Annotated in this window: 18 protein-coding genes; 4 read left to right on the plus strand and 14 right to left on the minus strand. The window is 74.1% G+C overall.

The annotated features are described in order from the left end of the window. Positions 1 to 19: 19 nt before the first annotated feature. From ACWHYA_RS00640 to ACWHYA_RS00690, 11 genes are all read right to left on the minus strand, one after another. Positions 20 to 907, minus strand: coding sequence for a sulfite exporter TauE/SafE family protein (locus tag ACWHYA_RS00640; protein WP_425939818.1), 888 nt, complete (start codon positions 905 to 907; stop codon positions 20 to 22). Between the two features lie 31 nt (positions 908 to 938). Then, the gene (locus ACWHYA_RS00645; RefSeq protein WP_425939816.1) at positions 939 to 1,532 is read right to left on the minus strand and encodes a rhodanese-like domain-containing protein; all 594 of its coding nucleotides are present in this window, start codon (positions 1,530 to 1,532) and stop codon (positions 939 to 941) included. Positions 1,533 to 1,686: 154 nt separating this feature from the next. Next, the gene (locus tag ACWHYA_RS00650) at positions 1,687 to 3,093 is read right to left on the minus strand and encodes an MBL fold metallo-hydrolase (RefSeq protein ID WP_425939814.1); all 1,407 of its coding nucleotides are present in this window, start codon (positions 3,091 to 3,093) and stop codon (positions 1,687 to 1,689) included. A gap of 84 nt (positions 3,094 to 3,177) precedes the next feature. After that, entirely contained in the window at positions 3,178 to 5,283 is a 2,106-nt protein-coding gene (mrdA, locus tag ACWHYA_RS00655) for a penicillin-binding protein 2 (protein WP_425939812.1), read from the minus strand. Then, positions 5,280 to 5,822 (minus strand): rod shape-determining protein MreD, encoded by a 543-nt coding sequence (locus ACWHYA_RS00660; RefSeq protein WP_425939810.1) that lies wholly within the window; start codon positions 5,820 to 5,822, stop codon positions 5,280 to 5,282. Before ACWHYA_RS00660 ends, mrdA begins: the two co-directional genes overlap by 4 nt. Continuing rightward, positions 5,819 to 6,634 carry a rod shape-determining protein MreC gene (gene mreC / locus ACWHYA_RS00665; RefSeq protein WP_425939809.1) on the minus strand — a complete coding sequence of 272 codons (816 nt, stop codon included), beginning with the start codon at positions 6,632 to 6,634 and terminating at the stop codon, positions 5,819 to 5,821. Before mreC ends, ACWHYA_RS00660 begins: the two co-directional genes overlap by 4 nt. Positions 6,635 to 6,642: 8 nt before the next feature. Next, complete coding sequence (gene mreB, locus ACWHYA_RS00670; protein ID WP_425939807.1) at positions 6,643 to 7,698, minus strand: rod shape-determining protein; 1,056 nt, start codon at positions 7,696 to 7,698, stop codon at positions 6,643 to 6,645. A 34-nt stretch (positions 7,699 to 7,732) separates the two neighbouring features. After that, complete coding sequence (locus tag ACWHYA_RS00675) at positions 7,733 to 8,854, minus strand: sucrase ferredoxin (RefSeq protein WP_425939805.1); 1,122 nt, start codon at positions 8,852 to 8,854, stop codon at positions 7,733 to 7,735. Positions 8,855 to 8,859: 5 nt separating this feature from the next. Further along, the gene (gene ndk, locus ACWHYA_RS00680; RefSeq protein ID WP_425939803.1) at positions 8,860 to 9,297 is read right to left on the minus strand and encodes a nucleoside-diphosphate kinase; all 438 of its coding nucleotides are present in this window, start codon (positions 9,295 to 9,297) and stop codon (positions 8,860 to 8,862) included. 41 nt (positions 9,298 to 9,338) lie between these two features. After that, positions 9,339 to 10,169: an undecaprenyl-diphosphate phosphatase gene (locus ACWHYA_RS00685; RefSeq protein WP_425939801.1), complete on the minus strand. Its 831-nt coding sequence runs from the start codon at positions 10,167 to 10,169 to the stop codon at positions 9,339 to 9,341. A gap of 148 nt (positions 10,170 to 10,317) precedes the next feature. Next, the gene (locus ACWHYA_RS00690; RefSeq protein WP_425939799.1) at positions 10,318 to 10,737 is read right to left on the minus strand and encodes a DUF4233 domain-containing protein; all 420 of its coding nucleotides are present in this window, start codon (positions 10,735 to 10,737) and stop codon (positions 10,318 to 10,320) included. Positions 10,738 to 10,896: 159 nt separating this feature from the next. On the opposite strand from ACWHYA_RS00690, the gene ACWHYA_RS00695 reads away from it, so the two are divergent. Further along, positions 10,897 to 11,508, plus strand: a complete 612-nt coding sequence (locus ACWHYA_RS00695; RefSeq protein ID WP_425939798.1) for a DUF3105 domain-containing protein — start codon at positions 10,897 to 10,899, stop codon at positions 11,506 to 11,508. After that, positions 11,505 to 12,341, plus strand: coding sequence for a DUF305 domain-containing protein (locus ACWHYA_RS00700; RefSeq protein ID WP_425939796.1), 837 nt, complete (start codon positions 11,505 to 11,507; stop codon positions 12,339 to 12,341). Before ACWHYA_RS00695 ends, ACWHYA_RS00700 begins: the two co-directional genes overlap by 4 nt. An 87-nt stretch (positions 12,342 to 12,428) precedes the next feature. Here the strand turns inward: ACWHYA_RS00700 and ACWHYA_RS00705 are convergent, their stop codons facing one another. Beyond that, positions 12,429 to 13,886 (minus strand): bifunctional folylpolyglutamate synthase/dihydrofolate synthase, encoded by a 1,458-nt coding sequence (locus tag ACWHYA_RS00705; RefSeq protein ID WP_425939794.1) that lies wholly within the window; start codon positions 13,884 to 13,886, stop codon positions 12,429 to 12,431. Then, positions 13,883 to 17,350, minus strand: coding sequence for an isoleucine--tRNA ligase (gene ileS, locus ACWHYA_RS00710; RefSeq protein WP_425939792.1), 3,468 nt, complete (start codon positions 17,348 to 17,350; stop codon positions 13,883 to 13,885). Before ileS ends, ACWHYA_RS00705 begins: the two co-directional genes overlap by 4 nt. Before the next feature lie 304 nt (positions 17,351 to 17,654). Between ileS and ACWHYA_RS00715 the strand changes: the two genes are divergently transcribed. Together ACWHYA_RS00715 and ACWHYA_RS00720 are read left to right on the plus strand one after the other, a co-directional pair. Continuing rightward, positions 17,655 to 19,025 carry an FAD-binding oxidoreductase gene (locus ACWHYA_RS00715; RefSeq protein WP_425939791.1) on the plus strand — a complete coding sequence of 457 codons (1,371 nt, stop codon included), beginning with the start codon at positions 17,655 to 17,657 and terminating at the stop codon, positions 19,023 to 19,025. Positions 19,026 to 19,282: 257 nt separating this feature from the next. Beyond that, the gene (locus tag ACWHYA_RS00720; protein ID WP_425939789.1) at positions 19,283 to 20,341 is read left to right on the plus strand and encodes a hypothetical protein; all 1,059 of its coding nucleotides are present in this window, start codon (positions 19,283 to 19,285) and stop codon (positions 20,339 to 20,341) included. 269 nt (positions 20,342 to 20,610) lie between these two features. On the opposite strand, the gene ACWHYA_RS00725 is transcribed toward ACWHYA_RS00720, so the two are convergent. Continuing rightward, on the minus strand, positions 20,611 to 22,572 hold the full coding sequence (locus tag ACWHYA_RS00725; RefSeq protein WP_425939787.1) for an alanine/glycine:cation symporter family protein: 1,962 nt from the start codon (positions 22,570 to 22,572) through the stop codon (positions 20,611 to 20,613). Between the last annotated feature and the right edge of the window lie 73 nt (positions 22,573 to 22,645).

The following is a 22,645-nucleotide window of genomic DNA, read 5'->3' on the forward strand; positions in this document are numbered from 1 at the left end:
GAGCCTATCGGTCGGCCCCTCAGGTCCCGGCCGTCGCCGCCGGCCGCTCGCCCAGCCAGCGGCGCACGGGGCAGGACGGGGTCGCGAACCAGCACACCACGGCGGCCAGCGCGGCCAGAGCGGCCGCCGCGCCCAGCCACAGGCCGTAGGGCGAGGGCAGCTCCTGGGCCAGGATGAAGAAGGCCATGGCCAGCACGAAGACGCCGAAACCCTTGCGCAGCACCAGCTCGGGGATGACGCCCGCGAGCCGGGCCCCGGCGAAGGAGCCGACCACCGCGGCGGCCGTCACCCCCAGCACGAGCGGCCAGTCGAGCTGGACGCTGGTCAGGTAGCCCGCCAGCCCGGCGAAGGACTTCATCGCGATGACGAGCAGCGAGGTGGCCACGGCCACCGGCATCGGCAGCCCGCCGAGCAGGGCCAGCGCCGGGACGACGAGGAACCCTCCCCCGGCCCCGACGATGCCGGTGACCAGGCCCACGACCAGGCCCTCGACGACGACCTTGCCCACGGGCAGCTCACCGGTCGTCGGCCCGCCCGCCTGCTCGCTGCGGCCGCGGATCATCGCCACGGCCGTCGCCAGCATCATCAGCGCGAACGCGATCATGAGGACCTGACCGGGGACGTAGCCGCCCAGGACCCCGCCGGCGAACGCGCCCGCCATCCCCGCGGCGCCGAAGACCAGGCCCGTGCGCCACCGCACCCGCCCCTTCCGGGCGTGGCTGACCACGCTCACCGCCGAGGTGACCCCGACGACGAACAACGACGCCGCGATCGCCTCCTTGGCCTCCATCCCGGCCACGTAAGCCAGGATCGGCACGGTCAGGATCGAGCCGCCCCCGCCGAGCAGGCCGAGCGAGATGCCGATGACGACGGACAGCAGCAGCGTGATCGCGAGGATGGCGGACACGAGTTCCTCCTGGTGGACGGGCGGGTGGACGTCAGTCGACGGTGGGCAGCTGCCCGATGGCCTCGTGGGCCTGCGGGTCCTGGGCGCCGCGGTTCCACGGCATCCTCGCCAGGGCCGAGCCCATCGCGCAGGTGTTGCTGGCGGCCGAGAAGGCCAGACCGGCGCCCACGGCCCCGGCGACGAGGCGCAGCTTGGGCGAGACCAGCTCACCGGCGAGCAGACCGGTCGTCACCAGGGTGCCGGCGACCATGCGGACCTGGCGGTCCATGGCCCAGCGCTGCTCGCCGCGCACGACGTCGCCGCCCGCGGCGGCGAAGGCGGGGGCACCGCCGTCGAGGACGAGGGCGGAGTCCATGCCGACCTCGTGCAGGCGCACGCGGGCCTGCTCGGCCCGGACGCCGGAGTGGCAGACGAGGACGACGCGGCGGCCGACCCGCTGGGCGACGTCCTGGGTGTGTTCGGCCAGCAGCGGCAGCGGGACGTTGTAGGAGCCGCGGATGTGCAGGGACTCGAACTCGGCCGCCGAGCGCACGTCGATGACGACGACGTCGTCGTGCCGCTCGATCCACGCCTTGAGGGTGTCGGCGTCGATGACGGTCGTGGGGGTGTCCAGGGTGGTGCTCACGAAGATCCTTCCGTCGGCCCGGCAGCGGCGCCGCCCGGGTCGGGGTGTTCTGGGCGTCGTCCCGACGTGCCGGACCCGGCCGGGAGGGTTCTCCCGGCCGGGTCGGCGGCCGGCGGGACGGGTCGAGGGGCGTGCGGTCAGAAGGGGGGCCGGGTCAGCCGCCCACCGGGGCGCGGCGGGACTGCTCCTGCAGCCACCCGGCGTAGCTGCCCTCCAGCTCGACCACGTCGAACCCGGCGCGGCGCAGGGCGGAGGCGGCGACGCTGTTGCGCAGGCCGGACTGGCAGAAGGTCACGATGCGGCCCTCGCCGGGCAGCCGGTCGGTGTGCCAGAGCACCCGGCCGGCGGAGAGCTGCTCGGCGCCGGGGATCGTGCCCTCGCTGTGCTCGGTCCGGTTGCGCACGTCGAGCAGGAGCGCGTACGGCATACCGTCCAGGTCCGCCGGGGCGACCGTCGCGGGCTTCTCGAGCGGGAGGCCGTCCAGGGAGGTGACGTAGCCGGTCACGTCGTCGACACCGACCCGCACCAGGTGGTCCCAGACGTCCTGGGCGGTCTCCTGGTCGGGGGCCAGCAGCACGAGCGGACGGGAGTCCTTCTCCGGGTCGTAGGCCCAGCCGCCGTAGGTGGCGGCCTTGTCGGGCGCCGGGATGGACAGCGAGCCGGGCACGGCGCCGCCGTGGACCTCCTCGACGGGGCGGGTGTCCACGAGGGTGATCGTGTCTCCCTCGAGGCCGGCGCGGACGGCGTCGGTGGTCAGCTCGGCGAGCGGGGCGCGCTCGCCCATCACGGCCGGGCCCAGCTTGTTCTCCCGCTTCATCCGCCCGAAGTAGGCGTGGGCGTCGGGCTGCCCGTCGAGCAGCTCGTCGACGAATCCCTGCTCGTCGTCCGTCGCCAGGTAGGGGGCCCACCAGGCGTAGAGCCGCTCGTAGCCGACCGTGGTCGACGGCAGCGCGCCCAGCGCCTTGCCGCAGGCCGAGCCGGCACCGTGCGCCGGGTAGACCTGGACGTGGTCGGGCAGGGTGAGGAAGGAGTCCTTGAGCGAGCCGAAGAGCTGCTTGGCCCCGACGAACCGGGTGTCGACGCCGCCGGCGGCCTCGTCGAGCAGGTCGGGACGGCCGAGGTCCCCGGAGAAGACGAAGTCGCCGGAGAGCAGGTAGCCGGGCTGGTCGGTGAAGGCGCCGTCGGTCACGAGGAACACCAGGTGCTCCGGGGTGTGACCGGGGGTGTGGAGGGCCTTGACGGTGATGTTGCCGAGGGTGATGGTGTCGCCGTGGTGCAGGCGGGTGCCCTCGAAGCCGTACTGCCAGTCCTCGCCACCCTCGCCGGAGACGTAGATCTGGGCTCCGGTGGCCGCGGCCAGCTCGCGGGTGCCGGACAGGTAGTCGGCGTGGATGTGGGTCTCGGTGACCGCCACGATCTTCATGCCGTTCTTGGCGGCGAGGTCGAGGTAGACCTGGATGTCGCGACGGGCGTCGACGACGACCGCCTCGCCCTTGGCCTGGCAGCCGATGACGTAGCTGGCCTGGGAGAGGTCCTCGTCGTAGATGCGCTCGAGCAGCATGCGTTCACTCCTTGTGAGGGGGGTGGGTGTGCGATGTCACAAATATACCCCCAGGGGTATGCGTCCTGCAACTTGGGGGACGCGTCACCCGTCCTCGCGCAGGCGCAGGGTCTCCCAGATCCGGCGGGCCGCCGGGGCTGCGGCGTCACCGCCGAGCCCGCCCTCCTCGACGAGCACGACGACGACGTACCGGGGGTCCTGGACGGGGCCGTAGGAGGCGAACCAGCTCGTGGCCGTCTGCCCGAGAACCTCGGCCGACCCGGTCTTACCCGCCACCGGCAGGTCCTCGTGCGGCCAGCCGCGGAAGGCCTGGGCTGCGGTGCCGCGCACGGTCACGCCGGCCAGCCCGGCACGGACCACGGCGAGGTCCTCGGCGGGGACGGAGACGGCGCCGACCTGCTCGGGGTCGATCTCGCGGAGCACCTCGCCGTCGGTCGCGGAGACGGACGCGGCCACCCGCGGGGCGACGAGCCGGCCGCCGTTGGCCACGGCCGCGTAGCCGACCGCCAGCTGGAGGGGGGTGACCGAGACGTCACCCTGCCCGATGGACAGGTTGACCGCGTCCCCCGGGCGCCACTGCCAGCCGTCGGCGCAGCTCTCGACCGCCAGCTGCTCGAGGAACTCCCGGCGTTCGCGGTCGGCGACCTCCGGGTAGCCGTCCTCGGCGCGACGGCACGACTCCTCCCGGGTGGCCTCCCAGTACTCCCGCTTCCAGGCCCGGGAGGGCAGCGTCCCGGGAGCCTCCCCCGGCAGGTCGACGCCGGTGGGCCGGCCCAGGCCGAACCCGCGGGCCACGGCCAGGAACCTGTCCTCCGCGTCGGCGACGGCCTCACCGTCGCCCCCCGGCGCGGGTCCGAGCCCGCCGAGCTGCTGCCAGTGCTCGTAGGCCCACCGGTAGAAGGTCGTGTCGCAGGAGACCTCGAGCACCTCGGGCAGGGTCAGGCGGCCGAACTCCTCGGACTCGTAGTTGGTGAACCGCTGCCCGGCGATGGTCACCGCCCCGGGGCAGGCGTGCCGCGCCCCGGGGTCGACACCCGTCTGCAGGGCCGCGAGGAGGGTGAAGGCCTTGAACGTCGAGGCCGGAGGGAAGGTGCGGGCCAGCACGCGGTCGACGAGGGGGGCGCCCTGCTCGGGGTCCACGAGCGCCTGGTAGTCGGCCGTGGACAGGTCGCCGGTCCACACCGAGGGGTCGTAGGTCGGCCAGCTCGCGGCGGCCAGCACCGCCCCGTCCCGGGGATCCATGACGACCGCCGCCGCCGACCGGGCGGGGGCGCCGTCGTCGCGGGCCTGCTCGACCGTGTCCGCGAGCGCCTGCTCGGCGGCGGCCTGCACGGCCGTGTCCAGGTGCGTGCGCAGGTCGGACCCCGGCGACGGATCGGTGCGGGCCAGCTGGCCGGTGACCACGCCCCGGGCGTCGACGGCCACGGTGGTGCGCCCCGGGGTGCCGCGCAGGACGTCGTCGTAGGCGGCCTCCAGGCCGGCCCGGCCGACGCGGTCGTCGGCCCCGACGCCGCCGTCGGAGGCCTCGACCTCCTCCTGCGTCGGGCGGCCGAGGTAGCCCAGGACGTGCGCGGCCGAGATCCCCTCCGGGGCGGGGTGGTCGCGCACCGGCACGGTCCGCACGTCGATGCCGGGGAAGTCCTCGGGCCGTTCCAGGAGCGCCAGCGCCGCAACCGGGTCGACGTCGTGGGCGAGGGGCACGGGCTGGTAGGGCGACCCGGAGAAGCAGGCCGGGACCGGGGGGGCGTCGGCGGTGCCGCACAGGCGCGTGCGTCCCCACAGCTGGTCGGCGGGCAGGTCCAGCGCCCGTGCGACGTCGAGGACGAGCGCGCGGCCCTCGTCCTCGGCCTCCAGGAGCCGGGCGGGGTCCACGGTGACGACGGTCGACGGGGCGTTGCCGACGAGCGGGGTGCCGTCGGCCGCGAGGATCCGGCCGCGCACCGCCGGGACGTGCAGCTCCCGGGTGCTGACCGCCGCGGCCTCGGCCGCCTCCTGCGGGGCGGCGAGCTGCAGCTGGGCCAGCCGCAGCAGGAGCACCACCCCCAGGAGGACCACGACGAGGGCGAGCACCCAGACGCCGACGGTCGTCGGCGGGCGCCGGACCCGGGGGGTGCTGACCTGCGGCCGGGGCACGGGGACGAGCGGCCGGTGGCGACGGAGGCCCTCGGCCGGGCGGTCCCCCGTGCTCACCGGCGCCCCCCGGCACGCCCGGGTCCCAGGCGTCGCTCGAGCGCCAGCAGCGCGGGGACCAGCCCCAGGGCCAGGACGGCGGTCCAGCCCCAGGACGCCAGCAGGTCACCGACCCGGACGGTGCCCCACCCGGCCGCGGCGGCCACCCAGCGGACCGCCGGTGGCACGGCCGCGGCGAGCACCGCGAGCACCCACGGGACCACCGGGGACAGGGCGGCCGCGGGCCGGGCCAGGCCCGAGAGGGCACCCACGGAGGCGAGCACGAGGGCGGTGCCGCCGGCCGGTGCGGCGCCGGGCGGCACGAGGTCGACAAGCCAACCGCCGGCGAGCCCGACGAGGACCCCGGTGGCGGGGCCGCGGGCCAGCGCCGCGGCGACGACCACGAGCACCACCAGGTCGGGCCGTGGCCCGCCGGACGGCCAGGTCGAGGACAGCAGGGCCGCTGCCACGAGCAGCGCCGCGCGCACGGGCACGACCAGCCCGCGAGGTGCGGCGCGGTCGCTCCCCGACCGGCCACGGGCACCGCCCGCGCTCCTCACGGCGCCTGCCCCTCCCCCTCGGGCAGGACGACCGCGACGAGGTCGAGGGTGTCCGTGTCCACGTGGGGACGCACGACCGCCGTGCTGCCCAGCTGTCCGCGGTCGGGGTCGGGCGCGCGGACGACCCCGAGCGCGACGCCGGCGACGTACGGCCGGTCGTCCGGGCTGCCCAGCGTGGTCACCTCGTCGCCGACCCGGGGCACGGTGTCCCCCAGCGCGGTGAGCGTGAGCTCGCCCTGCCCCCGGGGCGGCAGGCCGGGCGGTGGCTCGGCGGCGACGCTGCCCAGGGCACCGTCGGTGCCGTAGCGCACCCCGACGACGACGCCGGCGTCCCCGACCAGGAGCACGTCCGCCGAGCTGCCGGCGACCCGCAGCACCCGCCCCACCAGCCCGTCGGCCGCGACGACCGTCAGGTCCGGCGACACCCCGTCGTCGGCGCCGACGTCGATGGTCACGGTCCGGCCGGCGACCGGGGAGGTGCCCGGGGAGAACCCGACGACCCGGGCCGGCAGGAGCCGGTGCCCGTCGTCGACGACCCGGTCGTCCAGGGCGCCCAGCTGCTCGTGGCGGCGGACCTGCTCACGCAGCCGGGCGACCTCGGCGGCGAGGGCGTCCCGCTCGGCGGTGAGCGCGCGCACCCGGCCCTCGTCCCAGCCGGTCAGCGCCTGCCGCACCGGTGCGGTGACGTCGGCGACGACGCCCCGGGCGGGGTCGAGCACCTGCGGACGGGCCACGTCGACGACGACCGCGCCGGCGGTGAGCAGGGCGGCGACGAGCGCGGTGACGTACAGGGGGCGCCGGCGGGACCGCATACCTCGGCTCATGCCCCGGGGGCCCTGGCCAGCACCCGGCGCAGGACGGCCAGGTCGTCGACGCAGGCCCCGGCGCCGCGCACGACGGCGTGCCGGGGCTCCTCGGCGACCCGGACGGGGACGCCGAGCTCGTGGCGGAGGCGTTCGGCCCAGCCCCGCAGCAGGGCACCACCACCGGTGAGGACGACGCCGGAGGACAGCAGGTCGCCGGCGAGCTCTGGAGGGCACACGTCGAGCACCTGCCGGACCACCTCGACGACCTGCACGGTGACCGGTTCGATCATCCGTCGCACCTGGGTGCTGCCCAGCTCCACGGTGCGGGGCAGGCCGGTGCCCAGGTCCCGCCCCCGCACCCGGGTGGTCAGCTCGGTGGCGGGCGGCCACACGGAGCCCACCCGGTGGACGACGTCGGTGGCGGTGCGCTCACCCAGGAGCAGGTCGTAGGTCTGGCGGACGCCGCGGACGACCGCCTCCTCGACCTCGTCCCCTCCGATCCGTGCGCTGCGGGCGTTGACCACGCCGCCGAGGCTGAGCACGGCCACGTCGGTGGTGCCGCCGCCGATGTCGACGACCATCGAGGCACGCGCCTCCTGCACCGGCAGCCCCGCCCCGATCGCGGCGGCGACGACCTCCTCGATCACGTGCACCGAGCGGGCCCCGCAGCGCAGCGCCGCGTCCTCCAGCGCCCGGCGCTCAACCCCGGTGACGGCGGAGGGGACGCAGACGACGACCCGGGGGCGGACCAGCCGACCCGGGCGGGCCCGGTCGACGAAGTGGCGCAGCATCTGCTCGGCGACCTCGGCGTCGGCGATGACCCCGTCGGAGAGCGGCCGCACGGTGAGCACGCCCTGGGGGGTGCGTCCGTGCATCCGCAGGGCGTCCTCGCCGGCGGCGACCAGCCGTCCGGTCGTGCCGTCCACCGCCACGACGGTGGGCTCGTCCAGCACGACGCCGCGCCCGCGCACGTGCACCTGCGTCGTGGCGGTGCCCAGGTCGACCGCCAGGTCGCGACCGGGCGCCCAGCGCCGCCGCGTGCGGGGCGTCGGGTCGGCGGCGGTGCTCACCGTTGGATCGTAGACAGCGCGGCCGCCGGTCCGGTCAGCCGGCGTCGGGGCGGTCGAGGACGCGCACCGGGCCGGGTACGGGGACCTGGGACACCTTGGCCACCCCGGACCGGCAGGTCAGCTGGGCGGCGGGACGGCGGTGCTCGCCGACGTCGACCTGCACCCGGCGCCCGTCGGGCAGGCGCAGCGTCACCCGGTGGGCCTCGACGTCGTCACCGACCGGCTCCACGGGCAGGCTCCCCTCCACCTCGACGGTGCCCCACGGCAGCGGGCCGAGCTGCTCGTGCACGGCGACGAGCGCCGCCTGGACCGGGCGGGGCTGACCGGTGACCCCGCGCAGGTGGGCGGTCTGCGGACGACCCTCCAGGTGGGCCTGCACGACGTCGGCGGCCGTGGGGGTGTCCAGCCCGCCGTAGGTGGCGCCGTCGGGCAGCAGCACCACGTTGGCGGCGAAGCGGTCTCCGCCGGTGTGCGTGCACTCCCAGACCTGCTCGGGCCAGCGGCGCGCCAGGTCGAGGGCCACCGGGCGGCCGCGCAGCGCGCAGCAGACGTCCTTGCGGCCGTGGGTGCAGACGAGCACCAGCGGCTCCTCGTCGTCGGTGTCCTTGTCGTCGTCCTCCTCCACGGGCGAGGGGGTGGTGGCAGGCGTGGTGGAGGTGGCAGGCGTGGTGGAGGTGGGAGCGGCGGTGGCGGTGGGCGAGGAGGTCACCGTGGCGGTGGAGGTCGCCGTGGCGTCCTCGGCGGCGGCGTGCAGCTCCTCCACCCGCTCGACCGCCGCGAGCAGCTCGGCCGGGTAGGCCCACGTCCCCCAGGTCACCCGGTGACCCCTGCGCGCCGAGGGGTCGACGACGCACCAGGCGCGCGACAGGCACACCGCCGAGCTGTGCCGACCGGGACGGCGGATGAGCATGATCCGTGCCCCCGCCGCCTCCGCGCGCCGGATCACCTCCGCCTTCACGTCCTCCTGCAGGCTCAGCGCGGGGAACCCCTCGAAGGCCCAGCCGCCCTCCTGCTCCACGAGCAGGAACCGTCGCTGCGGCGGTGCCGTGCCCAGCATCGGGTCCTGCCGCTCCCGCGCTGCGTCGCTGCACCGGGCACCGGAGAGGTCGAGGTCGGCCAGCGTCTCGGACGACGACTCGGAGGAGGGGGCGGACACGTCGCTCAGACCGGCTCGGGGAACCAGATGCCGATCTCGCGGGCGGCCGACTCCGGGGAGTCCGAGCCGTGCACGATGTTCTGCTGGACCTTGACGCCCCAGTCGCGTCCCAGGTCCCCGCGGATCGTGCCGGGCGCGGCGGCGGTCGGGTCGGTCGCGCCGGCGAGCGAGCGGAACCCGGCGATGCACCCGTGCCCCTCGACGACGACCGCGGTCACCGGGCCCGAGGACATGAACTCCAGCAGCGGCTCGTAGAACGGCTTGCCCTCGTGCTCGGCGTAGTGGGCGGCCAGCTGCTCCTGCGTGGCAGTCAGCACGGCGAGCGCCGCCAGCCTGTAGCCCTTGGCCTCGATCCGGCGCAGCACCTCCCCGGTGAGGCCGCGACGGTAGCCGTCGGGCTTGACGAGGACGAGGGAGCGTTCGGTCTGGGGAGTCTGGGTCACGGGGCCAGCCTAACGTCGGCCCGCCGCGGCCCCGGCCCCCGTCAGGGCTCCAGGACGCCCGTGCCCAGGAGGGCGAAGAGCACGAGCGCCAGCACGATCCGGTAGACCATGAACGGGGTGAAGGTGTGCGTGGTGATGTACCGCATGAACCAGGCGATCACGGCATACCCCACGCCGAAGGCGATGAGCGTGGCGACGACGATCGGCCCCCAGGCGGTGCCGGAGCCGACGGCGTCGCCGGTGAACACCTTGACCAGCTGCAGGCCGCCGGAGGCGAGCACGGCCGGGATCGCGAGCAGGAAGGAGTAGCGGGCGGCGGCCTCGCGCGTGTAGCCCATGAACAGCCCGCCGGCGATCGTGCCGCCGCTGCGGGAGACGCCGGGCACGAGCGCCAGCGCCTGCCAGAAGCCGAACGCCAGGCCGTGGCGCCAGGTGAGCTCGTGCAGCTCGCGCCGCTGACGTCCCACCCGTTCGGCGGCCAGGATGACGAAGGCGAAGACGAGCAGCATGGTCGCGGTGATCCACAGGCTGCGCAGGTCGGTCTCGATCCGCTCCTGGAACAGCAGCCCCAGGACGCCGATGGGGATCGTGCCGAGGATGACCCACCAGCCCAGGAGCGCGTCGGGGTCGTTGCGGGGCACCCGTCCCAGCAGGGAGGCCGTCCAGCGCCGCAGGATCCGGGCGATGTCGCGGCGGAAGTAGATGAGGACCGCCGCCTCGGTGCCCAGCTGGCTGATCGCGGTGAACGCGGCTCCGGGGTCGTCCACGCCCAGGAACCGCCCGGCGATCGAGATGTGCGCGCTGGAGGAGATCGGGAGGAACTCGGTCAGCCCCTGGACCAGGCCCAGGACGATCGCGGTCAGCAGGTCCACAGGTGCTCCTGGCGCGTGCGGGGGTGGGTGCTCGGGGACGTCGGGGTATGCGGTGCCCGCGGCGGTCGCGCGGGGACCGGGCTCGTCGGGCTCGTCGGGCTAACCGGGCTCGTCGGGCTCGTCGGGCTCGTCGGGCTCGTCGGCGGGATCATCCGTCGAGACCCTCGGCCTCGGCGGCCCAGCGGGCCCGGTCGGCGTCGATCCGCTGGCCCTGGGTCAGGCACAGCCACCACAACCCTCCGAAGAGGACGGCCACGACGGCCATCGCGGGCAGCACGAGGGCGCTGGCCAGGGTGAGCAGCTGGCAGAGCCAACCCAGCCAGACGCCCGCCCGGGAGCGCAGCGCGCCGGACGCCAGCAGGCACAGCAGGGCCAGCGCGATCCCGCCCACGAGGAGCACGACCGGGTCGGCGAAGGCGTCCCCGCCGGTGACCCGCGCGAGCTGCCAGACCACCAGGGCGCCGAAGAAGACCGACACCGACTGCGCCACGAGGGCGGCCCCGCAGAGACGGCGGGTCATCGGGCCGGGCACGGGCGGGCGCAGCAGGCTGGGTCGGGGGGAGGTCACCGGGAGATTGTCCCAGAGGTGGACGACCGCACCGTGCAGGCCGTTGTCAGTCGGACCACCTACCCTGGGAGCCGACAGAGTGACAGCCAGACAGCGGACAGCCCGACGACCGCACAGCCGACCCGACAGCCCGACCCGCGCCGAGCAGGAGCGACCACCGTGCCCCGACCCGACCGCAGCACCTCCCCTGACCGCGCCACGAAGGTGGCCAAGATCCAGAAGGCCACCGCCTCGGCCGAGCGTCGCCGCGGCGCGATCATCTGGGGCTCTGCGGCCCTGGTGGTCGCTCTCATCGTCGGCGCCGTGACCTGGGCCATCGTCGGAGACCGGCTGCCGGTGCAGTCCTACGACTACCAGGCCGCCGACCACACCAACGAGCCGGTGGAGTACGAGGAGTCGCCCCCGGTCGGCGGTCCGCACCACCCGGCGTGGTGGGACTGCGGCGTCTACCCCGACCCGGTGCCCGCCGAGCACGCGGTGCACTCCTTGGAGCACGGTGCGGTGTGGCTGACCTACTCCCCCGACCTGCCGGCCGACCAGGTCGAGGTGCTCACCGACCTGGGCGGGCAGGACTACATGCTCGTCTCGCCCGACCCGGAGCAGGACGCCCCGGTCGTGGCGACGGCCTGGGGGCACCAGATGACGCTGGAGGAGGCCGACCGCGCGGACCTGACCCGCTTCATCGGCGAGTACAAGCAGGGGCCGCAGACCCCCGAGCCCGGGGCCGCCTGCACCGGAGGCACCACCGAGAACCTGGTGGCCGGCTCGTGAGCACCCCCGTCGGCCCGGACGACCAGGGCGGGCGTGCGGGCGCAGACGGCCGTGCGGCGGTGGGTGGAGGCGTGGCCGCCCCCGCACCCGCGGACGGCCGCGCGGCCGCCCGCGAGCGCTGGCGCACGTTCGGAGCACCGGCGCTGGCCGCCGTGACGGTGGCCGCCCTGTGCCTGGGCGTGCTGCTGGGCTGGCTGGCCTTCGGCGCGGGTCGTCCCGGCGAGGGGAGCGCCGACGCCGGGTTCGCCCGGGACATGAGCGAGCACCACGCCCAGGCCGTGCAGATGTCGCAGCTGGTGATGCAGCGCACCGACGACGAGGACGTGCGACGACTGGCCGTGGACATCGACAACAACCAGAACTTCGAGCGCGGGCAGATGGCGTCGTGGCTGGCCGACTGGGACCTGCCGCGCGCCCGTACCGACGAGCGGATGGCCTGGATGCGCGACCACGGGGAGGGTCACGACACCGCAGATCTGCCCGCCGGGGTCCCGATGCCGGGGATGGCCTCCCCCAGCGAGATCGAGGCGCTCACCGCCGCCGAGGGGCGCGAGGCGGAGGTGCTCTACCTCCAGCTGATGACCACCCACCACATCGCCGGGGTGGAGATGGCGCAGGCGGCCCTCGACCTGGCCTCGGACGAGGACGTGCGCGCCGCCGCCCAGCGCATGGTCGACGCCCAGTCGGGCGAGATCGCCCTGATGACGGACATGCTGTCGGAGCGGGACGCCGAGCCGCGCGAGGACGTCTCCGCGTGGCTGGGGGAGGCCGCCGGCGGTGGGACGGGGCGCGATGCAGCCACCGACGACGCGGACCACGGCGAGGACCACTGACGCAGAGCCGAGAGGCTGGGAGCCCGGCCCGGGCCGTCCCCGGGCTGCCCGGGCCGTCCCCGGCCGCGCCCGGGGCGGCGGCCCGGCTCAGGTGCTGGTGACCCCCAGCAGCATGCGCACCTCGGCGGCCGTGGTCACCGAGCCGGTGGCCAGCACCGCGCCACCCACGCCGCCGTCGTCGGACAGGCCGGCCGCCACGTCCAGCGCCTCGGGCAGCTCCTCGACGACGGTGACCCGGTTCTCCCCGAAGTACTCGGCGACCATGGCGCCGAGCCGGGTCGGACGGATCGCCCGCGGCGAGGAGGTCCGGGTGACGACGACGTGGTCGAGGACCGGCTCCAGGGTCCGGATCATCGCCTCGGCGTCCTTGTCCTCCAGGACCGCCAGCAGCCCGACGAGGCGGGTGAAGGTGAAGGACTCCCGCAGCGCCTCCGCCAGGGCCTCGGCCCCCGCCGGGTTGTGGGCCGCGTCGACGACGACCGTGGGTGAGCGGCGGACGATCTCCAGGCGACCCGGGGACGTCACCCCGGCCAGCCCGCCCCGCAGCACCTCGTCGGTCAGGTGCTGCTCCCCGCCGCCGACGAAGGCCTCGACGGCCGCCACCGCGATCGCGGCGTTGTGGGCCTGGTGCGCCCCGAAGAGCGGCAGGAACAGGTCGGAGTAGTCACCGGCCAGGCCGCGCAGGGACACCTGCTGACCGCCGACGCCCACCTCGCGCGCGAGGACGCCGAAGCTGGTCCCCTCGGTCCGCAGGTCCGCGCCCACCTCCTCGGCCCGGTCGGTGAGGATGGTCATCACCTCCGGCTCCTGGACGCCGACGACGGCGATGGAGCCGGCCTTGACGATGCCCGCCTTCTCCGTGGCGATCTGCTCGACCGAGGATCCGAGCAGACGGGTGTGGTCCAGCGAGATCGGGGTCACGACCGCCACGGTGCCGTCGGCCACCGAGGTCGCGTCCCAGACGCCGCCGAGACCCACCTCGACGACGGCCACGTCGACCGGGGAGTCGGCGAAGGCGACGAACGCCAGGCACACCACGACCTCGAAGTAGGTCATCCGCACCTGCCGCCGCGGGTCCTCGTCGGCCATCGACTCGGCGTCGACCATCTCCAGGAGGGGCCGTACCTCGTCGTAGGTCTCCAGGAAGGCCTCGATCCCGATCGGCTCTCCGTCCAGGCTGATCCGCTCGCGCATGTCGTGCAGGTGCGGGCTGGTGAACCGTCCTGTGCGCAGACCCATCTCCCGCAGGATGCGCTCGACGATCCGGGTCGTGGAGGTCTTCCCGTTCGTCCCGGTGAGGTGGATCATCGGGTAGGCCCGCTGCGGGTCGCCCATGAGCTCCATCACCCGGGCGACCCGGTGCAGGGTCGGCTCGGGCATGTGCTCGGGAGTGCGGGCCAGGATCTCCTCGACCACCTCCGCGTAGCGCGCCGCGAGCCCGGGGTCGACCTGCTCGACGCCACGCCGCCGTCGTGCCGGAACCTCGGGCACGGCGGCACCGGGGTCGAGCGGCAGCTCGTTGCCGTCGAAGAACTGGTCGGTCATCGCGCCTCCACCTTGGTGATGAGCAGCTCCACGGTCCGGTCGCCGTCGAGGGTGGCCGAGGCCGTGTGCGAACGGATCCGCGGCTGGGTGCCCCCGTCGGGGTCGCTGCCCCCGCCGAGGCCGTGCCTGGGCGGCGGCGGGAGCGGGGTCCCGGCCCCCGCCGCCCCGAACTGCACCGCGAGGGTCTCGTCCATGACGAGGCGCTGGTGCTCGGTCGCGGCGGCCCAGACGTCGTCGTCGCCGACGACGGTGAGGCTGATCCGGTCGGTGATGTCCAGCCCGGCGTCCTTGCGGGCGCCCTGGACCGCCCGGACCAGGTCGCGGGCCAGGCCCTCGCGGGCCAGGTCCTCGGTGACCCCGGTGTCGAGCACGACGAACCCGCCGCCGTGGCCGCGCAGCATGGCCGTCGCCCGCGAACCTCCGTCGACGGCCTCGCCGACGACGGTCTCCAGGGTGTACTCACCCTCCACGAGCGACAGCCCGCCCGCGGTGACCGTGCCGTCCTCGGCGACCGACCAGTCGCCGGACTTGGACCCCTTGATGGCGGTCTGCACGTCGCGACCCAGGCGGGGACCGGCGGCGCGGGCGTTGACGGTCAGGCGCTGTTCGACGCCGAAGTCCGCGGCCGAGGCCTGGTCCAGGTCCAGCACCTGCACCTCGCGCACGTTGACCTCGTCCCGCACGATGCCGGCCAGGTCGCGCAGACCCTCGGCGTGCGCGGTCGCCACGGTCAGCGAGGCCAGCGGGAGGCGAACCCGCAGCTGCTCGGCCTTGCGCAGCGACAGGGTCGCCGAGCACACCTCGCGGACCGTGTCCATCGACTGCACCAGCTCGGAGTCCTCGGGCAGGTCCGCCGCGGTCGGCCAGTCGGTGAGGTGCACGGACTCACCCCCGGTGAGGCCGCGCCATACCTCCTCGGTGGTGAGCGGGAGCAGCGGCGCGGCGACGCGGCACAGGACCTCGAGCACGGTGTAGAGCGTATCCAGGGCAGTGCGCAGGCCTTCCTCACCGGCGGAGCCGGTACCCCAGAAGCGGTCGCGGGAGCGGCGGATGTACCAGTTGGTCAATACGTCGACGAAGGTCCGGACGGCGTCGGCGGCACCGGCGATGTCGAACCGGTCCTGGGCCTCCTCGACCTGGACCACCAGGTCGCGGGTCTTGGCCAGGACGTAGCGGTCCATCGGGTCGGTGGACTCCGTGGACCACCGCGCCTCGTAGCCGGCGGCGTTGGCGTAGAGGCCGAAGAAGTACCACGCGTTCCACAGCGGGATGAGCACCTGGCGCACCCCGTCGCGGATTCCGTCCTCGGTGACGACGAGGTTGCCGCCGCGCAGGATCGGGGAGGACATGAGGAACCAGCGCATCGCGTCGGCGCCGTCGCGGTTGAACACGTCGCGCACGTCGGGGTAGTTCTTCAGCGACTTGGACATCTTCTGCCCGTCGTTGCCCAGGACGATCCCGTGGCTGATGCAGGCGGAGAACGCGGGGCGGTCGAACAGCGCCGTCGCCAGGATGTGCAGGGTGTAGAACCACCCGCGAGTCTGGCCGATGTACTCCACGATGAAGTCGGCCGGGAAGTGGTGCTCGAACCAGTCGGCGTTCTCGAACGGGTGGTGCACCTGGGCGTAGGACATCGAGCCGGAGTCGAACCACACGTCGAGCACGTCCTCGACCCGGCGCATCGTGCTGGCGCCGGTCGGGTCGTCGGGGTTGGGCCGGGTCAGCTCGTCGATGAACGGCCGGTGCAGGTCGACCTCGCCCTCGCGGTTGCGCGGCAGCCGGCCGAAGTCGGCCTCCAGCTCGGCGAGCGATCCGTAGACGTCGATCCGGGGGTGGGCGGGGTCGTCGGAGACCCAGACCGGGATGGGGCTGCCCCAGAACCGGTTGCGCGAGATCGACCAGTCGCGGGCGTTCTCCAGCCACTTGCCGAACTGGCCGTGCTTGACGTGCTCGGGCACCCAGGTGATCTGCTCGTTGGTGCGCAGCATGTCGTCCTTGAACTTGGTCACCTCCACGAACCAGGAGGAGACGCCCTTGTAGATCAGGGGCTCGCGGCAGCGCCAGCAGTGCGGGTAGGAGTGGTCGTAGGCCTCGCGGCGCAGCAGGACGGTGCCCTCGGTGACCGCTCCCCGGTCGTGCTGCTCGGCCCCCGGCGCCTGGTTGCGGGTGGCCGCCTTGAGGTGGTCGATGATCGGGGCGTTGGCGTCGAAGACCAGCATCCCGGCGTACTCGTCCACCGGGGCGGTGAAGCACCCGTCGGCGCCGACGGGCATGACCGCCTCGATGTCCTCGCGGTCGGTGACCACCTTGTCGTCCTCGCCGAAGGCGCCGGCGGTGTGCACCAGTCCGGAGCCGTCGGTGGTGGTGACGAACTCCGCGGTGACGAGACGGTGGGCGTTCTCCCAGCCCTGGTAGTAGGAGAACGGCGGGACGTAGGAGCGCCCGGCCAGCTCGGCGCCGGTCATCCGGGCCAGGACCGTCGGCTCCTCCCCCAGCTCGCGGGCGTATGCCGCCAGCCTCGCCTCGGCGAGGACGTAGCGCTCCGGCCGCCCGGTGAGGTCCGACTCGACGACGACGTAGTCGATGTCCTCGCCGACCATGATCGCCAGGTTGGACGGCAGGGTCCACGGGGTCGTCGTCCAGACCAGGGCCAGGGCCCCGGCGAGCACGTCGTCGGCGGGGCTGTCGGAGGCGGCGGGGGTGTCGGAGGCGGAGGCGGTGTCGGAGGCGCCGTCCGCGTCACCGCCCGGGCCCGCGGGCGCGGCATACCCCTCCTGCGGCAGGATCCGCAGGCCCACGGTGACGGCCGGGTCCCGACGGACCTGGTAGACCTCCTCGTCCATCCGCAGCTCGTGGTTGGACAGCGGCGTCTGGTCGTTCCAGCAGTACGGCAGCACGCGGAAGCCCTCGTAGACCAGGCCCTTGTCGTGCAGGCTCTTGAACGCCCACAGCACCGACTCCATGTAGTCGACGTTGAGCGTCTTGTAGTCGTTGTCGAAGTCGACCCAGCGGGCCTGGCGGGTGACGTAGTCCTGCCAGTCCTGGGTGTACTTCAGCACCGACTCGCGGCACTTGTCGTTGAACGTCTCGATGCCCAGCTCGAGGATCTCGTCCTTGGTCTTGATGCCCAGCTGGCTCATCGCCTCCAGCTCGGCCGGCAGCCCGTGGGTGTCCCAGCCGAAGCGGCGCTCGACCCGGCGGCCCCGCATCGTCTGGTAGCGGGGGACGACGTCCTTGACGTAGCCGGTGAGCAGGTGGCCGTAGTGGGGCAGGCCGTTGGCGAAGGGCGGGCCGTCGTAGAAGACGAACTCGTTGGCGCCGTCCTCCCCCGCGTCGCGCTGCTCGACGCTGCGGACGAAGGTGTCGTGCTCGCGCCAGTAGGCCAGGACGGCCTGCTCGATCTCCGGAAAGCTCGGCGAGCTGGTCAGCGCGGCTCCGGAGGTGCTGGTGAGCGGGTAGGCCATGGGTCGTGGCTCCTCGTGGTGCGGGTCGTCGTGGGTCGTGTCCAACCACGAGGACGACACCCGCCGGGGATGAGCCGGTCGGCACCGCGGTACCACCTCGCTTGCGCACCCGCCCGGTCCTGCCGGGTCGTGGCGCGCCGCTCCGTGACGGCTGTGACGGGCCTACCCGTCCGGGTCTACTGGGCTCCCGGCCGGGGTGCCGGGGCTGTTCTGCCGGAGGCTCGCCGCTGATGACGGCTCGGACGCCTGTGCGCTCCATGGTAGCGGCTCGGGCGGGGTGGACCGGCCTCGTAGGCTCGACGTCATGACCTCCCACCCCGAGGCCCTCCACGACCTCCTGGGCGACCGCGTGGTGACCGACCCGCAGATCGCGGCCGGGTTCGCCGCGGACGCCTCCCCGCAGGCGGACCCGCTGCCCGGCGACCGGTTCACCGTGGTGCGGGCCCGTTCCCGGGACGACGTGGTGACCACCCTGCGGTATGCCGCGCAGCACCGGGTCCCGGTCGTCCCCCAGGGCGCGCGCACCGCCACGACCGGGGCCGCGGAGGCGCTGGCCGGCGGCATCGTGCTCTCGACCGCGGCGATGACCGACCTGCTGGTCGACCCGGTGGAGCGGATCGCCGTCGTCGGCCCGGGCGTGGTCAACGCCGACCTGAAGCTGGCGGCGGCCGAGCACGGGCTGGCCTACCCGCCGGACCCGGCGAGCGCCTCGATGTGCAGCATCGGCGGCAACGTGGCCACCAACGCCGGTGGCCTGTGCTGCGTCAAGTACGGCGTGACGGCCGACTACGTGCGCGGCCTGGAGGTCGTGCTGGCCGGGGGCGAGGTGCTGCGCACCGGGCGGCGGACGGCCAAGGGGGTCGCCGGCTACGACCTCACCGGGGTGTTCGTCGGGTCGGAGGGGACGCTCGGCGTGGTCACCGAGGCGGTGCTGCGGCTGGTCCCGCTGGGCGACCCGGCGCTGACGGTGCTGGCTGTCTTCCCCACCCTGGAACGCACGGTGGCGGGCATCACCGCCCTGCGGGAGCAGCGGCACACCCCCAGCCTGGTGGAGCTTCTGGACGGGCCCAGCATCGCCGCGGTCCAGGCGTACGGCGACTACGGCCTGCCCACGGACGCCGCCGGGCTGCTGCTGGTCCAGTCCGACCGGCCCGGGCACGCCGACGAGGACGTGCAGGCGTATGCCGCCGCGCTCGCGGCGGCGGGTGCCACCGAGGTGGCGGCCGCCGAGGACCGTGCCGAGGCCGACCTGCTGCTGGAGGGACGGCGCGTGCTCAACCCGGCGCTGAAGCGCCGCGGTGACCGGATCATCGAGGACGTCTGCGTGCCCGTCGGACGACTGGGCGAGCTGGTGGCCGCGGTGCACCGGATCGGCGAGCGGCACGGCGTCGAGGCGACCTGCGCCGGGCACGCGGGCGACGGCAACCTGCACCCGTGCTTCTTCTACGACCGGACGGACCCGGCGAGCCGGGCGGCCGCCGAGCGGGCCTTCGACGACCTCGTCCGGACGGCGTGGGAGCTGGGCGGGACGCTGACCGGGGAGCACGGCGTGGGCTCGCTCAAGGTGCCGTGGCTCGCCGAGGAGCTGGGCCCCGCGGAGGTCGCGCGCCAGCGGGCGGTCAAGGCGCTGTTCGACCCGCTGGGGATCATGAACCCCGGGCGCGGGATCGCCTGAGGGGATGCCCCGGGGCGGTCTCCGGGGAGCGCTCACGGGGCGGCGCTCAGGGAGGCGACCGGGCCCGCCGCAGACCAGCCGGGTCGGGAGGCGACCGGGCCCGTCGCGCGGCCGGGTCGGGACACGCCCGGGCCGACCGACCTCACGGGTTCACGTGCACCCTCGAGGTCGAGGCGGGCGGGCGTGTCGCCGGCCTCGGGCACCGGGCTGTGGACGGCGGGCGCCGTCGACCGGCGCGACGCAGCACGATCGACGACATGAGGACGTCCGAGCCGAGCAGGTCCGACCGCCCACGCCCCGCCCAGGGTCCGGCCGACGAGCACGGACCCGTCCCCGACGAGCACCCGAGCCCCCGGGCGGAGTCCGTCGAACCCGCGGACCTGGACCGGCCGTTCCTGCGCGGCGAGGGGATCCGCCACGGGCTTACCCGTCACCGCGTCGACGGGCCGGCCTACCACCGCCTCTTCGGCACGGTGCGGGCTCCCTCCTCGGTCGAGCTCTCGCCGAGCACGCTCCTGGAGGCCGCCAGGCTGGTCGTTCCCGAGGCAGTGGCGAGCCACCACACCGCCGCCCGCCTCTGGGGAGGTCTCGTTCCGGACACCGCCGAGGTGCACGTCACGGTCCCAGCTTCCAAGGCACGGCGGCGGCGGCCTGGCCTGCGGTGCCACGTGCGCGGTCCGGAGTTCACGCGGACCACCACACTCCCGGGCGGCCAGGTCCCGTTGACGAGCCCGGAGCAGACCTTCGTCGACCTCGCGGCAGACCTGTCCCTCGTCGACCTCGTGGTGCTCGGCGACTCCTTGGTGCACCGGGGCGTGACGACCCCGGACCGGCTGTCGGGCGCGGCCGCACGGGCGACCGGTCGCGGCGCGGCGGCCGCCAAGGAGGGAGCGGGGCTGGTCCGCGACGGGGCGGAGTCGGGCATGGAGTCCCGCAGCCGGTTGCTCCTCGTCCTGGGCGGCCTGCCGGAGCCCCAGGTGAACCGGTGGGTCCTGGACGAGACGGGTCGAGGACGCTACCGGCTCGACCTCCCCTACCCGGAGCTGCAGCTGGCCTTCGAGTACGACGGCCGGCAGCACGCCGAGGACGCCCGCCAGTGGGGCTGGGACCTCGCCCGCCGGGAGTGGCTCGACGGCCAGGGGTGGAGGCTGGTGGTCCTGCGGGCCGAGGACGTCTACATCACCCCGTGGGCGACGGTGCGACGAGCCCGGGACGCGCTCGCCGCTCGCGGGTTCGACGTGGACCTTCCCGTGGAGGCGCCCCTGGAGTTCCGCCACCACTTCCCCGGCCGACCCTGGCGCGCCGCGAGGAGCTGATCGCCGCACGAGGCCCGTGGGGCCCGTCGCGGACGGCCGGGTCGGGACACGCCCGGGCCGACCGACCTCACGGGTTCACGTGCACCCTCCAGGTCGAGGCGGGCGGGCGTGTCGCCGGGCTCGGGCACCGGGCGTCTCGGCGAGGGGCAGGAGACCCTGCGACCGGGCGTGTCACCGGCCCCGGGCACCGGGTGACGCGACGAGGGGCCGGGAGCGTGTGCTCCCGGCCCCTCGCCGGTGGTGCGGGTGGTCCCGCGCGGTGACTCGCGTCAGGTGCGCGGGTTGCCGTCGTGGTCGGGGTCGACGTCGGGCCCACCGTCCGCCTCGTGCCGTCCGCGCGGCTGGTGGTGCGGCGGGTCGGTCGGGGTGGTCGCCCCGCCACGGCCGAAGCCGTTGTCGTCCGGGTCCGGCGCGGCCTCGTGCCGGCCCTTGCGACGCGCGCCCCTGTCCTTGGGATGGGGGTTCATCGGTCCGTAGGGCTCGGTGGCGCTGCCCCGGCCGAAGCCGTCGTCGTCGGGATCGGCCCAACCCTTGCCGCCCTCCTCGACGATCTTCTTCCCTGTGCTGGCCCGCAGGTCGTCGGCGGCGACGCCGGCGGCGACCCGGTTGCGCCCGGAGGCGTCGACGATCTGGTTCTCACCGGCAAGCTCGGCGATGGGCCGGGTCTTCTCTGCGTCCGGCAACCCCAGCTCGGCGAGCAGGCCGCTCTCGCGGTCGGCGAGGTACTCGTTCATCTCGCGCTTGATGACCGGCAGCAGCATGTAGACGCCGAGCAGGTTGACGAAGGCGCAGACGAACAGGAAGTTGTCGGCGAACGCCAGCACCTGGCCGAAGGTCAGCAGCGTGCCGGCCACGGTGAAGAACAGGAACACGAAGCGGTAGATCGTCGTCGAGGTGCGGGTGTCCCCGAACAGGTAGTTCCACGCCTTCTGGCCGTAGTAGGACCAGGTGATCAGCGTGGAGATCGCGAACAGCGCCACCGCCACGGCCAGCACGGCCGGGAACCAGCTGATCTGCTCGCCGAAGGCGCTCGAGGTGACCTCGACGCCGGAGAGTCCGTAGTCGGGGTCGTAGCGGTCGCCGTCCTCGAAGGTGAACTCGCGGGCGTCGTTGTAGAAGGTGGTGTCCGCGATGACGATCGTCAGCGCGGTCATGGTGCAGATGAGGACGGTGTCGATGAACGGCTCGAACATCGCCACGAAGCCCTCGGAGACGGGGCGACGGGTCTTGACCGTGGAGTGCGCGATCGGGGCCGAGCCCAGGCCGGCCTCGTTGGAGAAGGCCGAGCGGGTCAGGCCGACGACCAGCGCGCCGACGAAGCCGCCGGTGACGCCCTGGGGGGTGAAGGCGCCCGAGAGGATCTCGCCGAAGGCGGGGATCACGTTGGGCAGGTTGGTGAGGATGACGATGAGGCAGGCCAGGATGTAGATGCCACCCATGAGGGGCACCAGGGTCGAGGTCACCCGGCCGATCGACTTCATGCCGCCGATGATGACGGCGCCGATGATGGCGGCCAGGATGAGGCCGAAGACCAGCGAGCCGGTCGTCGAGGCCAGCCATCCGGTGCCGTCGGGGTCGAGGACCGTCACGGCCTGGGAGTAGGTCTGGTTGGCCTGGAACATGTTTCCGCCGCCGACGCCGAAGAAGAGGATGGCGAAGGCGAACAGGCCGGTCAGCCCGACCGACAGGAACTTGGGCAGCTTGTCGAAGGCGACGGGCAGGTACTTGAACGGACCGCCGGAGACGGTGCCGTCCTCACGGATCTCGCGGTACTTCACGCCCAGGGTGCACTCGGCGAACTTGGTCGCCATGCCGAACAGGCCGGCCAGGATCATCCAGAAGGTCGCACCGGGACCACCGAGGGTGACGGCCGCGCCGACACCGGCGATGTTGCCCAGGCCGACGGTGCCGGAGACGGCCGAGGTCAGCGCCTGGTAGTGCGGGATCTCACCGGGGTCGTCCGCGCTGGAGTACCGGCCGCGGATGGTCTCGTAGGCCGTCTTCAGGCCACGGAACTGGATGAAGCCGAGGTAGATGGTGATGATGAACGCTGCGGCGACGAGCCACATCACCACGAACGGCATCTGCGGGATGCCGGGGAGGGTGAAGAAGATGATCTCACCGGACCAGAAGGTGACGCTGGTGAAGGCGCTGTCGACCGTGGTCTCGATGTCGGTCACCCACTGGGGGTCCTCGACGGGTGCCATGGGCACGGCTCTGTTGGCGAACATGGGGATTACAGTCCACGTCAGGACATGTCACGGTCAACGACATCGACTGATCTTGACCAAACCGTGACCTGCG

The sequence above is a fragment of the Ornithinimicrobium carbonis genome, from assembly GCF_977012275.1.